This window comes from Leisingera daeponensis DSM 23529 (assembly GCF_000473145.1).
Taxonomy (GTDB): Bacteria; Pseudomonadota; Alphaproteobacteria; order Rhodobacterales; family Rhodobacteraceae; genus Leisingera; species Leisingera daeponensis.
The window spans coordinates 183,113-197,449 of sequence record NZ_KI421502.1; the positions used below are offsets into that span (position 1 = coordinate 183,113).

Genomic DNA, 14,337 nt, shown 5'->3' on the forward strand with positions numbered 1-14,337 from the left:
GCATTGAAGACATGAAACGAACAGGCATCCTCTTTCAGATCGTACTGTCGCTGCTGCTGGCCGCCTCCGCGGTCGGTTTTGCGGTTGGCAATCTGGCGCAGCGCCAGGAGGTGCAGCGGCTGGAGCAGCAGCTGACCGAGCAGGCGGACCTGACGGTGTCGCTGCTGAGCGGGCTGATGCTGGAAGCGATCATCGTGGAGGATGTGCCGGTGCTGGAAACCGGCCTTCACGAAGCAGTGGCGCGCAAGCCGCAGATCGTGTCGATCCAGATCCGCAACCCGTCGGGCAAGCTGCTGGCCTCGGCCCAGGCGCCCGATGCGCCGCAGGACGGCGACCATGTGATCTATGAGCGGCCGATCGAGCTGGAGGGGGCCTCCTTCGGAACCATGCTGGTGAAATGGTCGACGCGCGACGGCCAGGCGCTGGTGCGGGAGAAGGTGCGCCAGATCATCATCTGGACGGTGGTGCCGGTGCTGGCGCTGTCGCTGCTGGTCTTGCTGCTGGTGCATGTGCTGGCGCTGCGCCCGCTGCACATGATCCACAAGCGGATGTCGGATGCGATTGCCGGCCTGCGCAGCCCGCTGCGGCCGCTGCCCTGGTTCGCCTCGCGGGAATTCCGGGCGCTGGACTTCTCGGTCGGGGTGCTGGAGGAAACCTTTGCCGAACGCGATGAGCGCGAGTTTGCGCTGGAACAGGCCCGCGAGGCCGCGGATATCGCCAACCGCGCCAAGTCGGAATTCCTGGCCAACATGAGCCACGAGATCCGCACCCCGATGAACGGTGTGATCGGCATGGCGGAGCTGCTGCAGGAAACCCGGCTGGACGACGACCAGCGGATGTATGCGGAGACCATCGGCAAATCCGGCTCGGCGCTGCTGACGATCATCAACGACATCCTCAACTTCTCCAAGATCGAGGCCGGCAAGCTGGAGCTCAGCTGCGCCCCGTTCAATCTGCAGACCGCGGTCGAGGATGTGGTGACCCTGCTGTCGCCCAAGGCGGCGGAAAAGGGGGTGGAGGTCACCATGCGGTACGACCCCGCCCTGCCGGAACTGTTCGAGGGCGACGCCGGGCGGATCCGCCAGGTGATCACCAATATCGCGGGCAATGCCGTCAAGTTCACCTGCGAGGGATATGTCTTCATCGAAGTGACCGGAACCGCGCAGCCGGACGGCGGCCTGCTGGTCAGGCTGCAGGTGACCGATACCGGGATCGGCATCGCGCAGGACCGGATCGGCCGGATCTTCCGCGCCTTTGAGCAGGCCGACAATGCGGCCACCCGCAATTTCGAAGGCACCGGTCTGGGGCTGGCGATCTCGTCGCGGCTGCTGGAGCTGATGGGTGGCTCGGTCGAGGTGCAGTCGGAGCCGGGCAAGGGCTCCGTCTTCACGATCCAGATCCCGCTGCGGGCCACTGAAAAGACCCTGCCGGCACAGGACAGCGGCGGGCGCAGCTTTGCCGGGCTCAGCGTGCTGCTGGTCGATGACCTGGAGCTGAACCGGGTGATCCTGTCGGAACGGCTCAACACTTGGGGCGTGGCCTGCACGCAGGCGGCTTCGGCGCATGAGGGGCTGGAAATCCTGTCGGATGCGCAGCTGGACGGGCGGCGGTTCGATGTGATTCTGCTGGATTACCAGATGCCTGCGATGGACGGGCATGAGCTGGCGGCGCGGATCCGGGCGATGCCCGGCTTTGAAACCGTGCCGCTGATCATCCTGTCCTCGGTCGACAATGCCCTGTGCCGGGCCGATTGCGAGACCCTTGGCGCCTGCGAGTTTGCGCTGAAGCCGGTGCGGGCTGTTCAGCTGCGCCAGGTGATGAGCCGGCTGTTGAGCAGACCGGTGCAGAAACCGGCGGACGCCGCCGGGGCGGCGGCCGGGCTGCAGCCGGAAGGGCAGCTGCTGAAAGTGCTGCTGGCAGAGGACAACCGCACCAACCAGTTGGTGGTGACCAAGATGCTGAAGGATGCGCCGCTGGTGATCAGCATCGCCGACAACGGCGCCGAAGCGGTTGCCCGCTTCCGCGCCGAACGCCCTGATATCGTGCTGATGGACATGATGATGCCGGAAATGGACGGGATCGAAGCCACCGCCGAAATGCGCCGGATCGAGGCCGAGACCGGCCGCGGCAAATGCCCGATCGTGGCGCTCACCGCCAATGCGCTGCAGACCCACCGGGAAAAATGCCTGCAGGCGGGGATGGATGACTTCCTGAGCAAGCCGATCAACAAGAAGGCGCTGACCGAGGCGATCGGCAAATGGGCGGGCCGCCAGGATCTGCAGAAAACCGGCAGCTGAGCCCGCCGCGGCGGGCTGCCAGGTCAGGCTGCGGGCGCTGCCCGCTGCAGTCTCAGCCGCGGCGGCGGTGCAGCAGCAGCCCGGTCAGGCTGGAGGCGGCAAACAGCGCCGCGGCCAGGCAGACAATGCTGGGTCCGGCCGGGGTATCCAGCGCAAAGGCCAGCTGCAAACCGCCGGTGGCCGACAGCATTCCCAGCAGCGCGGCAATGGCGGCCATCCGCTCCGGCGTGGCGGCAAAGGGGCGGGCCGCGGCAGCGGGGATCAGCAGCATTGCCGCGATCAGCAGCACGCCCACCACCTTGATCGCCACGGCAACCACCAGCGCCAGCGCAATGGTCAGCACCATCTGCTCGCGACGCGGATCAATGCCGGCGGCATGGGCCAGGTCGGGGTTCAGCGTTGCGGTCAGCAGGGCGGACCAGCGCCACCACAGCAGCCCCAGCACCAGCGCCGCGCCGCCCCAGATCACCGCCAGATCGGCGCGGCCCACGGCGAGGATGTCGCCGAACAGATAGGCCATCAGGTCGATCCGCACCCCCTGCAGGAAAGAAACGGCCACCAAGCCGAAGGCGAGCGAGGAATGCGCCAGCACGCCCAGCAGCGTGTCCATCGCATAGCCGCGCCCGGCCAGCGCCGACACGGTGGTGGCCATGGCCAGCGCCGTAGCCAGGACGCCCGCAAAGACGGAGACGTCAAAGCTGAGCGCCAGCGCCACCCCCAGGATCGACGCATGGGCGGTGGCATCGCCGAAATAGGCCATCCGGCGCCAGACCACGAAACAGCCCAGGGGCGCGGCGGCCAGCGCCACGCCGATGCCGGCCAGCGCGGCGCGGATCAGGAAATCGTCGAGAAAGGTCATTCTGCGGCCTCGTGAGAGTGCTCGTGCCCGTTCCCGTGGGTGTGGGCGCAGTCGTGGTCGTGGCTGTGGTTGTGTTCATGCCGGTAGAGCGCCAGCGCGCCCTGGGTGCCGGTGCCGAACAGCGCCCGGTATTCCGGGGCGGAGGCGACATGCTCCGGCGCGCCCTCGCAGCAGACATGGCCGTTCAGGCAGATCACCCGGTCGGAGGCCGCCATCACAACATGCAGCTCGTGGCTGACCATCAGCACCGCGCAGCCCAGCTCCTGGCGGACCTTCTCGATGCGCTGATAAAAGGCGGCGGAGCCGGGCTGATCGAGGCCTTGGGTGGCCTCGTCCAGGATCAGCAGTTGCGGATTGCACAGAAGCGCGCGGGCCAGCAGCACCCGCTGGAACTGGCCGCCGGAGAGGCCCGACATCTGCCGCGCCGCCAGATCGCCGGCCCCGGCCTGCTCCAGCGCCTCGGCGGCTCGGGCGTCAGACACCCGCTGCGGCAGGCTGAGGAAGCGGCGCACCGTCAGCGGCAGGGTGGGGTCGATGTGCAGTTTCTGCGGCACATAGCCGATGCGCAGCCCCGGCGCCCGGGTGACAGTGCCGCGCGCAGGTTTTTGCGCGCCGATCACGCTGCGCAGCAGGGTGGACTTGCCGGAACCGTTGGGGCCGACCACGGTGACGATTTCGCCCGGTTCGATGGTCAGGCTGACGCCGGACAGGACCGTATTGCCGCCGTGCCGGACCGACAGGTTGTTCAGGGCGATCAGGCTCATGCGGCGGCGGCCTTCTGGCATTTGGGGCATAGCCCCTCAGCCTCGATCACCGCGCGTTCGATCACGAAACCGGCGTCGCGGGCGGCCTGGCCCAGCTGGCCCTGTGTGGGTTCGCGCTGTGCCTCCGCCACGGCGTCGCAGGCGCGGCAGATCAGGAAAACCGGAGCGTGGGTCTCGCCCGGATGGGAGCAGGCGATGAAGGCGTTGAGCCGCTCGATCTTGTGGGCGAAGCCGTTTTTCACCAGGAAATCCAAGGCGCGGTAGGCCACCGGCGGCTGCGAGCCGAGGCCCTCTTCGCGCAGGCGGTCGAGAATTTCATAGGCCCCCAGCGCGCGGTGCTCTTGCAGCAGGATTTCCAGCACCCGGCGGCGCACGGGGGTGAATTGCAGCCCCTCTGCCCGGCAGTGGGCGTCCACTGCCGCGATGCAGTCCTGAATGCAGCTGCTGTGGTCGTGCGGCTCAAAACCGATGGAGTCCATTTGACGGGTCCTTTGAGAGGCGGGGTGATTTGCCTCTTGATATGTTATGTTATGACGTTTATCAACCGCGTGATGTTATAAGATTACATGAGGCTCAAAATGCGGACTTCTAGCGTGTGGAAAAGCGGTGCGGCGGCGGCGGCCTTGCTGGCCGGGGCAGGCGGGGCCTGGGCCGAGGTGCCGCGGGTGGCGGCGGATATCACCCCTGTGCACGGGCTGGTGGCGCGGGTGATGCAGGGCCTGGGCGCGCCTGCGCTTGTGGTGCCGCCGGGGGCGTCGCCGCATGGCTATGCGATGCGCCCGTCCGAGGCGCAGGCGCTGGACCAGGCGGATCTGGTGTTCTGGATGGGCGAGGCGCTGACCCCCTGGCTGGAAGGCCCGCTGGAGGAACTGGCGGGCGATGCGCACCGGGTGGAGCTGTTGGCGGCGGAAGGCACCGAAGTGCTGGCATTCCGCGAAGGGGCCCGGTTTGAGGCCCATGGGCATGAGGAGGACCATGGCGATCATGATGATCACGCAGGCCATGAGGATCATGCAGACCACGACAGCCGCGAGGGCGATTACGATCACGATCACGCGGAGTCGCACGGGCACAGTCATGCGGGCGCCGATCCGCACGCCTGGCTGCTGCCGGCCAATGCACAGGCCTGGCTGGACCTGATCGCAGCAGAGCTGGCAGAGCACGACCCGGACAATGCCGCAGCCTACAAAGCCAATGCAGAGGCCGGCAAGCAGGAGATTGCGGACGCTGCCGCCAGTATCTCGGCGTCGCTGGAACCGTTCCGGACCAAGCAGTTCATCGTCTTCCACGACGCCTATCAGTATTTCGAGCGCGGTTTTGGCCTGAACGCGGCCGGTGCGATTTCACTGGGGGATGCGGTCAAGCCGAGCCCGGCGCGGATTGCCGAAGTGCGCGGCGTTGTGGCGGATCTCAAGGTGTCCTGCGTGTTCTCGGAGCCGCAGTTTAATCCGGGCGTGGTCGCCACCGTGCTGGACGGAACCGGAGCAGGCACCGCGCTGCTGGATCCGCTGGGCGCCAAACTGGAACCGGGGCCGCAGTTTTATCCAGCGCTTCTGCGGGATATCGGCAGTGCGATTGCCGGTTGCGAATGAGTGAAGGGCGGGCCAGGGCGGCCCGCTTTTTTCATCTGTCGCTGACCAGATGGGTCAGGGTGGCGCCGGTTTCATAGTAGGCGCTGCGCAGGCCCGCGAAGGGGATCGCATGATCCTTGGCAGGCGGCACGGGCAGGCGGGCGCTGTCGCCGGTCAGCAGCGCCTCGGCCATGGCGGCGCCGAACAGGGTGCCGGGGCCGATGCCGCGGCCCGAATAGCCGAAACAGGCATAGCCGCCCTGCAGGTCCAGGATCTTGGGCAAATGCTCGGTGGTCATGGCGATGCGGCCGTGCCAGTGGCTGTGGAGCCGGGCATCCTTCAGCTCAGGATAGAGCGCCGCCAGCTTGCGGGGCAGCCAGCTTCGGTGCAGAGAGCTGCCGAAGTGGTTGAGTGCTCCCATGCCGCCGATCACCAGCCGCCCGGCCTGATCCAGTCTCCACGACGACATCACCAGCGCAGTGTCCCAGCAGCCTTCCTTGCCCGGCAGGATTTTCTCCAGCAAGGCCGCGGGCAGCGGATCGGTGGCGGCCTGGAAGTAATGGACCGGGATCACCCGCGGCGCGCCGTAGCCGCTGATGTCGCGGGCATAGGCGTTGGTCGCCATGATCAGGTGACGCGCGCGCAGGCTGCCCTTGGGCGTCGCCACATGCCAAGTGCTGCCGTCGCGGCGGATGGCGGTGGCCGGGGAGCGGGTGTGCAGCTGGGCGCCTGCCGCAGCGGCGGCGCGGGCGAGGCCGCGGGCGTAGGCCAGCGGCTGGATGGTGCCCGCGCGCGGGTCGAACAGGGCGCCGTGAATGGCGTTAGACCCGGTGCGCTGCACGGCCTCCTCGCGCGGCAGCAGCTCCACCGGCGCACCGATGGCGCGAAGCTGGGCGTGGCGGCGCTGCAGGTCTTTCAGCCCGGACGGCGCATGGGCGCAGTGCAGGGTGCCTTTACGCTCCGGCTCGCATTGAATGGCGTGTCTTGCGATCAGATCGAACACCATCTGCGGCGCGCCGGCCAGCAGGGCCGACAGGCGGCTGCCGGCCTTTGCGCCTATTGCAGCGTTGATGTCCTCCGGCGGCAGCCAGAGGCCGGCATTGGCCAGCCCGACGTTGCGGCCGGAGCCGCCGCTGCCGGTATCCTCCGCCTCGATCAGGTGGACAGAGGCGCCCAGTTCGGCGGCCTTCAAAGCGGCGGAGCAGCCGGTGTAGCCGCCGCCGATCACCACCAGATCGGCCTCGGCCTCCCCGGAGAATTCCGGGAAGGCAGGGGTTTCCTGGCAGGTTTGGTGCCAGAGGCCGGACGCCAGATCAGATGTCAAACTTGATCCCCTGAGCAAGCGGCAGCTCGCGTGAGTAGTTCACGGTGTTGGTCTGCCGGCGCATATACCCTTTCCAGGCATCAGAACCGCTTTCACGGCCGCCGCCCGTCTCCTTTTCGCCCCCGAAAGCGCCGCCGATTTCCGCGCCGGAGGGGCCGATGTTCACGTTGGCAATACCGCAGTCGGAGCCCGCTGCCGAGAGGAAATATTCGGTTTCGCGCACGTCGGTGGAGAAGATGCAGGACGACAAGCCTTGCGGCACTTCGTTCTGCATTTCAATGGCTTGGTCCAGATCGGAGTATTTCACCACATAGAGGATCGGGGCGAAGGTTTCGGTGTGCATGATGGCGGTCTGGGCGGGCATCTCGACAATGGCTGGATGCACATAGGCCGCCGCCGCGTGGCTGTCCGCCAGCGCGCGGGTGCCGCCATGCACGGTGCCGCCCTCGGATGTCGCCCGTTCCAGTGCGCTGGTCATCGCATCCAGCGCGGCGGCGTCGATCAGCGGGCCGACCAGGGTGCCGTCCGCGAGCGGGTCGCCGATCGGCAGGCCCTCGTAGGCCTTGATCAGGCGCGGGATCAGCGCGTCATAGATGTCTTCATGCACGATCAGGCGGCGCAGGGAGGTGCAGCGCTGGCCGGCGGTGCCGACGGCGGAGAACACGATGGCGCGCAGGGCCATTTCCAGGTCGGCGGAGGGGGCGACGATCATCGCGTTGTTGCCGCCCAGCTCCAGAATGGTGCGGCCGAGGCGTTTCGACATGTCGGCGGAGACCGCCTTGCCCATCGGGACCGAGCCGGTGGCGGAGATGATGGCGACGTCCTTGGAGGCAGTCAGCGCCTCGCCCAGATCGCGTTCACCAATCAGCACCTGGATGAGGCCCTCGGGGGCGTCACCGCCGAACGCCGCCATGGCGCGGTCGCAGATCTTTTGCACCGCCAGCGCGGTCAGCGGGGTTTTCTCCGACGGTTTCCAGATCACCGGATCGCCGCAGACCAGCGCCAGCGCCGCGTTCCAGCACCAAGGCGCGACCGGAAAGTTGAAGGCGGTGATGATGCCGCAGGTCCCCATCGGGTGCCAGGTTTCGCGCATCGCATGGCCGGGGCGTTCGGAGGCGATGGTGAGGCCGTAAAGCTGGCGCGAGAGGCCAACCGCGAAGTCGCAGATGTCGATCATCTCCTGCACTTCGCCCAAACCCTCCTGGTAGATCTTGCCGCATTCCAGGGTGACGAGGCGGCCGAGGTTTTCCTTCTCACGGCGCAGTTCCTCGCCCAGCAGGCGGACCAGCTCCCCGCGGCGCGGGGCCGGCACCAGGCGCCAGGATTTGAAGGCGGATTTGGCGGCGGCGATCTGCGCTTCGGCCTCAGCCGTGCTGTGCGGTTTCAGCCGGGCGATTTCGCTGCCGTCCACCGGGGTGGTGACGGAAAGGCTGCCGCCGGTCAGTTCGGCTTGCGTGAGGCCGGCAGCGGCGAGAATGTCGGAATGGGGCATGTCGGAATCCTTTGGATGCGAGGGCAGGCATGAGCAAAACTTTAGCCTGCTTTGCGCTGATGTCCCGCCGGGCGTCGGTCTGATATAGAAATTGCACCCTCCGGCGCGGATTGCTATTGAAACTAAATCCTGAAGCTATGAGCAAAGATCATATGATTGCCCCGCGCCGCTTTCTGCCCTCGATCCCGTCTCTCCTGGCGCTGGAAGCCGTGGACCGGCTCGGCAGCGCCTCCGCGGCGGCGGAGGACCTGTCGCTGACGCAAAGCGCCGTCAGCCGCCAGCTGAAGCAGCTGGAGGAGCAGATGGGGGTGGATCTGATCGCCCGCGACCAGATGCGGATGCAGCTGACGCCGGCGGGCGCAGGCTTCGCCAAGGAGGCGCGCGCGATCCTGACCCGGTTGGCGCAGGCCTCGGTCAAGCTGCGCGCGAACCCGGACGGCGGCAGTTTCACCCTGTCGATCCTGCCGTCCTTTGGCCTGCATTGGCTGGCGCCGCGGCTGAAGGGGTTTGCCGCGTCCCATCCCGGCATCACGGTCAACCTGCACACCCACAACCTGCCGTTCAGCTTTGATACCGGCACCGCGCAGGCGGCGATTCACTACGGCACCCGGGACTGGCCGGGGGTGGAGTATCTGCCCCTGATGCCGAAACATGTGCTGCCGGTCTGCGCGCCGGGGCTGATGGACGGGCCGGTGGCCCGCCCGGCGGAGCTGCTGGATTATCCGCTCTTGCATCTGGAGACGCATCCCGATTGCTGGGAGCAGTGGTTTCATTTGCACGATGTGCCGGCGGAGAAGCTCAGGGGGATGCTGTTTGACCAGTCCTCCGCCATGACGCAGGGCGCGGTGCATGGGCTGGGGGTGGCGCTGCTGCCGGATTTCCTGGCGGAGAATGAGATCGCGCAAGGGCGGCTGGCGCTGGCGATGGAGGGTGAGGCGGTGAGCCTGGGCGAGTATTTCCTGGTCTGGCCCGCGGATCAGGCGGAGGAGTATCCGCTGATCAAGTTCCGCGAGTGGCTGCTGATGCAGCTGGAGGAGAGCTGACATGCGGCTGCCAAGCCTGACCCATCTGCGCTGCTTCGAGAGTGCGGCGCGGCATCAAAGCTTTACCGCCGCGGGGGAGGAGCTGGGGCTGACCCAGAGCGCGGTCAGCAAGAAGGTGAAGGAGCTGGAGGCGGATCTGGGGTTCGACCTGTTCCAGCGCGCGGGCCGGGGCGTGGTGCTGACGCCGGCGGGGCAGGGGCTGGCGGCGGATCTGGAGCTGGATCTGGCAGGCTTGCGCGCCACCCTGCAGAAAGCGGCCGCCGCCGGGGCCGGGCGGTCGGCCCTGCGGATTGCGGTGCTGCCGGCATTCGCCAACCTGTGGCTGATCCCGCGGCTGCCGGATTTCTTTGCCCGCCACCCGGAGGTGGAGCTGAGCTTTTCCACCCGGCTGGAGCCGTTTGATTTTGCCCGCGAGAATTTCGACCTGGCGGTGCATTACGGGCTGGATAACTGGCCCGGCACGCATATGGCGCCGCTGTTTGGCGAGGAAATGGTGCCGGTCTGCGCGCCGGGGTTTCATGCCGCGCATCAGCTGGCGCAAACCAGCAACCTGGCGCAGGCGCCGCTGTTGCATCTTGAAAGCCGCGCCGGGTCCTGGGCCGAGTGGTTCGAGCGGGCAGGGCTGGCAGGCGCGCCGCGGCAGGACGGGCGCTATTTCGACCAGCACTCGATGGTGATTGCAGCCGCCACGGCGGGGCTGGGGGCGGCCATCGTGCCTTACGATATGGTAGCGCGGGAGATCGCGGCAGCGGATCTGCTGCGGATACCCGGTCCGGCGCTGGTGTCGCGCAAGCGTTACTACCTGGTGCGCCCGCATGGGGTTGTGCCGGAGGCGGTGCAGAAGCTGGAAGGGTGGATGCGCAAGCAGTTGCGAGGCAGGCCGGGTTGAGGCGGTCCGCCTGGCCGCAGGCCGGGCAGCCATGACAAACAGGAATGGATGCCGTCGAAACCGGCTGGTTTTCCCGCCGGCTGCTGCCGTTTCATTCTGGCGGAGCATAATCAGCAAGGAGCCCCCGCCATGGCCCAATTCCGCCGCGCCGCCCGTCTCGACCCGATCGAGGTCTCGGAGATCCTGACCATCGGCGCCAAGGCGGCCGAGATGAAGCGCCAGGGCGCGCCGGTGATCATCCTCGGCGCCGGGGAGCCGGATTTCGACACGCCGGACCACATCAAGGAGGCCGCCGCTGCCGCGATGCGGGCGGGGGAGACCAAATACACCCCGCTTGGCGGCACGCTGGCGCTGCGGCAGGCGATCCAGGCAAAGTTCAAGCGCGACAACGGGCTGGATTATGCGCTGGACGAGATCGTCGCGGGCACCGGCGCCAAGGAAATCCTGTTCGATGCTTTCATGGCCAGCCTCAACCCGGGCGATGAGGTGATCGTGCCGACGCCCTATTGGACCTCCTATTCCGACATCATCCGCATTGCTGGGGGTGTGCCGGTACTGGTGCCTTGCGGGGATGATACCGGCTTCAGGCTGACCGCGGAGAAGCTGGAGGCGGCGATCACCCCGCGCAGCCGCTGGCTGCTGCTGAATTCGCCGTCGAACCCGGCAGGCGCAGGGTACAGCGCCGCAGATTACCGGCCGCTGCTGGAGGTGCTGCTGCGGCACCCGGATGTCTGGCTGATGGCCGATGACATGTATGAGCACATCACCTATGGCAGCTTTGAATTCGCAACACCTGCGCAGGTGGAGCCGCGGCTGAAGGACCGGGTGCTGACCGTCAACGGCGTCTCTAAAGCCTATGCGATGACCGGCTGGCGGCTGGGCTATGCCGGCGGGCCGAAGGCGCTGATTGATGCGATGAAGGTGGTGCAGTCGCAATCGACCTCGCATCCCTCGTCCATTTCGCAGGCGGCGGCGGTGGCGGCGCTGACCGGCCCGCAGGAGGTGCTGGCCGAGCGGCGGGAGAGTTTCCAGGCGCGGCGCGATCTGGTGGTGGAGGCGCTGAATGGCATGGAGGGGATCGCCTGCCCGGTGCCGGAGGGGGCGTTTTACACCTTCGCCAATTGCGCTGGCGTGCTGGGCAAGCGGACGCCCGGGGGCGCGGTGCTGGAAACCGATGCGGATTTCTGCGCCTATCTGCTGGACCAGCACCATGTGGCGGTGGTGCCGGGCCGCGCCTTTGGCATCTCGCCCTATTTCCGGATTTCCTATGCCACCTCCGAGGCAGAGCTGAGGGAGGCGCTGAGCCGGATCGGCGGGGCGGTGGCGGCGCTCAGCTAGGCTTCGGCCATGGCGGGCTGGCGGCGGTTGCGCGCATTGGACCAGGCCTGCACCAGCTGGCGCTGCAGCGCGGCGGCGGCAAGGCCCAGGGCGATGCCGCCGAAGATCGCCAGCGCATCGTTCAGCGGGCTGCGGCCCTCCAGCCCGATCATCGGCATCAAGAGCTCCGGCACGAAGCGGTGCAGCAGGTAGATCGGGAAGGCCGCCTGCGCCAGCCGCATCAGCGGACGCGCGGCAAAGCGCGGCACCGGCAGGCGGCTGATGAACAGCAGCCCGGCGATCAGGGCCAGGAGCCACATGTATTTGATCCAGCCGCCGTACCAGTTGCCGCCGAGATAGGCCGCCGAAGGCATGATCACGCAGGCGGCCCCCAGCACCAGCAGCCGCTCCCCCGGCGTTTTGGCGGCTGTGATGCACCAGCCGAGGGCAAACAGGTAGAAAACCCACGGCACGGTGAACTGTGCGCGCCCGCCGATCTGCCAGACTTCCGGCGCGATCAGGCGGATGGCGACGGCAAATCCCAGGAAGCAAAGGCCGGTGCGGAACGCGCCCTGCCGCACCAGCCAGCGCCGCACCTGCGGCAGCGCAAACGGCAGCGCCGCCAGCAGCGTCATTTGCAGATACGCCTCGATGAACCAGTAAAGATAGGGCAGCATCAGATGGGTTTCGGGCGTTGTCAGGGCAAAGTTGCCGGCCAGGAAGACCGAGGCCCAGGGCACCTGCTCCCAGGCCACGGCATAGCCGGCCAGGATCAGGTAATAGGGGATCAGCACCGCTGCCACCGGTTTGAAAAAGCTGCGCATGCTGCCGGATGCCAGCGCGTCCCAGCGGAAGCCTGCAACGCTCATTCCCATCAGGACCACCATTGCGGCCGCACCGCCGTAGACCGGCCAGAATGTCTGGTGCGCAGTGACTACCGCGAGGATGGCAACCACCCTGGCCACCAGGTCAAAGGGCAGGCTGGCGGAGGGTGCCGGGGCCGCTTGCTCCAGATCCTTGACCGGCATGTCTTCCCAGCCGGCCGGGGCGCCGCCCAGGGCCTCGTCCAGCGCCAGCGACAGCTCCACATGGCGCAGCGAGTCGCCGCCAAGCGAGGCGAAACTGTCGTTGCGGCCCACGGTTTGCGGTGCAAAGGCGGCCTGATAGGCAGCCAGAACGCCCTTCGCAGGCGCAGATTTAGCAGACTGCGCCTTAAGCGCAGGGTAGTCGATCTTGCCATTGGCGCGGCGTGGCAGGGAGGTGCGCGGGATCACTGTGAAATGCTGCTGGCCAACGCCGGTCAGCCGGGCTGCCAGCGCGGAGATGCCGTCCTGTGCCCCGCAGACGGCGATGGAGATGCGGGCGTCGTCGCCCCAGACCGCGGCCTCATGCCCCTGGGCGGCGAGGGCGCGTTCGATGGCGTCGTGGCCGATGCGCAGGCCCGCGATCTTGGACATCCGCGACAGCCGTCCGGTGATGTGATAGAGCCCGTTTGCATCGCGCCGGGCCAGGTCGCCGGTGGCCAGTTCGCTGAGCTCCGCGCCCCTGGCCAGATCGGCGCTGTCTTCGGCATAGCCCATCATCACGTTAGGGCCCTGGTAGATCAGCTCGCCTTCGCCCTCGGGCGCGGTGATTTCCTTGCCGCCGGCATCGCGCAGCAGCAGGCGGCCGCCGGGGATGGCGCGGCCTGCCGCGCCGGGGTTTGCCAGCGCCTCTTCCGGCGGCAGGTAGCTGATCCGGGCGGTGGCCTCGGTCTGGCCGTACATCACAAAAAACCGCCCGGCGCGGGCCTGCATCCGGCTGGCCCAGGCGCTGACCTGATCCGGCTCCATGGCCCCGCCCGCCACGGTGAGGGTCTTGATGCTTTCGGGCAGGGCGTGGGACAGGCCTGCGCTTTCCAGCAGCCTGAAGTGGTGCGGCACACCGGCCAGGCTGGTGGCGCCGGAGGCCTCCAGAGCGGCGGCGAAACCGGCCTCCAGCACCGAGCCGGGGGCGAGCCAGAGGCTGGCGCCGGCTGCCAGATGCGAATGCAGCACCGACAGGCCATAGGAATAATGCAGCGGCAGGATCAGCGCGGCGCGGTCCTCGGGGCGGATTTCCAGATACTGCGCAATTGCGCGGGCGTTGGCGTCCACGGCGGTACCGGTCAGCCGCACGCCGCGGCCATGGCCGGTGCTGCCGGAGGTTTGCAGCAGCAGCGCAAGCTCCGGGTGGATGGCGGCGGACTCATGCGCATGGGCCAGCAGCTGCCAGGCGCCGCCAAGCCGGCGGAAACTGGCGGCAGGGCGGAAACGTTCCTCCAGCCGGGCAGCGTTTGCTTCATCCCCGGCGGGCAGCGGCATCACGGCGTGGCCTGTGGCCAGGGCGCCAACATAGGCAGTGATGGCCTCGGGATCGGCGGCGGCTTCCACCGCAATCAGCTGCCGGTCCTGCGGCAGCAGGGCGCCAAACTGCGCTGCGGCATCGGCCAGTCCGGCGTAGGACAGCCCGGGTCCACCCGCCGTCTCCAGGCAGGGCCGGGGGCCGAAAGCGCGCAAATTCTCGAGGTCAAAAAACATCCGCAACTCCTTCGAGGGCGGCGGGTAAGATAATTTACTAATTTTGTCAATTATTGATGCGGGCCGGCTGCGCGACGCTCTCTCACGCCCTCGTGCGGACCCTATCTGAAGTGTGTAATCAACATTATGGTAATAATGGATCGAGCCGGGACAGCAGTGGTTGGCATCGCCCGGCTGAACACATGCGGACACCCCCGCCGGCAGCCCGGCGGGGGTGCGCTGG

Annotated in this window: 11 protein-coding genes; 5 read left to right on the forward strand and 6 right to left on the reverse strand. The window is 67.5% G+C overall.

The genetic code is table 11. The annotated features are described in order from the left end of the window. Window positions 1-11 precede the first annotated feature (11 nt). A complete protein-coding gene (locus DAEP_RS0120990) occupies window positions 12-2,297 on the forward strand; it encodes a response regulator (protein WP_027246077.1) in 2,286 nt (761 codons plus the stop codon). 52 nt (window positions 2,298-2,349) lie between these two features. Here the strand turns inward: DAEP_RS0120990 and DAEP_RS0120995 are convergent, their stop codons facing one another. From DAEP_RS0120995 to DAEP_RS0121005, 3 genes are read right to left on the reverse strand one after another with little or no spacing between them, the layout of a single operon-like run. Beyond that, the gene (locus DAEP_RS0120995; RefSeq protein WP_008558505.1) at window positions 2,350-3,156 is read right to left on the reverse strand and encodes a metal ABC transporter permease; all 807 of its coding nucleotides are present in this window, start codon (window positions 3,154-3,156) and stop codon (window positions 2,350-2,352) included. Then, window positions 3,153-3,920 (reverse strand): ATP-binding cassette domain-containing protein, encoded by a 768-nt coding sequence (locus tag DAEP_RS0121000; RefSeq protein WP_027246078.1) that lies wholly within the window; start codon window positions 3,918-3,920, stop codon window positions 3,153-3,155. Before DAEP_RS0121000 ends, DAEP_RS0120995 begins: the two co-directional genes overlap by 4 nt. Continuing rightward, window positions 3,917-4,399: a Fur family transcriptional regulator gene (locus DAEP_RS0121005; RefSeq protein WP_008558390.1), complete on the reverse strand. Its 483-nt coding sequence runs from the start codon at window positions 4,397-4,399 to the stop codon at window positions 3,917-3,919. The genes DAEP_RS0121000 and DAEP_RS0121005 overlap by 4 nt, the downstream gene beginning before the upstream one ends. A gap of 99 nt (window positions 4,400-4,498) precedes the next feature. Here DAEP_RS0121005 and DAEP_RS0121010 point away from each other — a divergent pair, with 99 nt between their 5' ends. Beyond that, window positions 4,499-5,512, forward strand: a complete 1,014-nt coding sequence (locus DAEP_RS0121010) for a zinc ABC transporter substrate-binding protein (RefSeq protein WP_036761536.1) — start codon at window positions 4,499-4,501, stop codon at window positions 5,510-5,512. Window positions 5,513-5,543: 31 nt separating this feature from the next. Here the strand turns inward: DAEP_RS0121010 and DAEP_RS0121015 are convergent, their stop codons facing one another. Then, window positions 5,544-6,815 (reverse strand): NAD(P)/FAD-dependent oxidoreductase, encoded by a 1,272-nt coding sequence (locus tag DAEP_RS0121015; RefSeq protein ID WP_027246080.1) that lies wholly within the window; start codon window positions 6,813-6,815, stop codon window positions 5,544-5,546. Beyond that, window positions 6,805-8,307 (reverse strand): L-piperidine-6-carboxylate dehydrogenase, encoded by a 1,503-nt coding sequence (gene amaB / locus DAEP_RS0121020; protein WP_027246081.1) that lies wholly within the window; start codon window positions 8,305-8,307, stop codon window positions 6,805-6,807. Before amaB ends, DAEP_RS0121015 begins: the two co-directional genes overlap by 11 nt. Before the next feature lie 137 nt (window positions 8,308-8,444). Here amaB and DAEP_RS0121025 point away from each other — a divergent pair, with 137 nt between their 5' ends. From DAEP_RS0121025 to DAEP_RS0121035, 3 genes are all read left to right on the forward strand, one after another. Further along, entirely contained in the window at window positions 8,445-9,350 is a 906-nt protein-coding gene (locus DAEP_RS0121025; protein WP_027246082.1) for a LysR substrate-binding domain-containing protein, read from the forward strand. Between the two features lies 1 nt (window position 9,351). Beyond that, window positions 9,352-10,239 (forward strand): LysR substrate-binding domain-containing protein, encoded by an 888-nt coding sequence (locus DAEP_RS0121030; RefSeq protein ID WP_027246083.1) that lies wholly within the window; start codon window positions 9,352-9,354, stop codon window positions 10,237-10,239. A 129-nt stretch (window positions 10,240-10,368) separates the two neighbouring features. After that, window positions 10,369-11,577 (forward strand): pyridoxal phosphate-dependent aminotransferase, encoded by a 1,209-nt coding sequence (locus tag DAEP_RS0121035; RefSeq protein ID WP_027246084.1) that lies wholly within the window; start codon window positions 10,369-10,371, stop codon window positions 11,575-11,577. Here DAEP_RS0121035 and DAEP_RS0121040 read toward each other — a convergent pair. Then, a complete protein-coding gene (locus DAEP_RS0121040; RefSeq protein ID WP_027246085.1) occupies window positions 11,574-14,114 on the reverse strand; it encodes an AMP-binding protein in 2,541 nt (846 codons plus the stop codon). The two genes, DAEP_RS0121035 and DAEP_RS0121040, sit on opposite strands and share 4 nt — an antisense overlap. Between the last annotated feature and the right edge of the window lie 223 nt (window positions 14,115-14,337).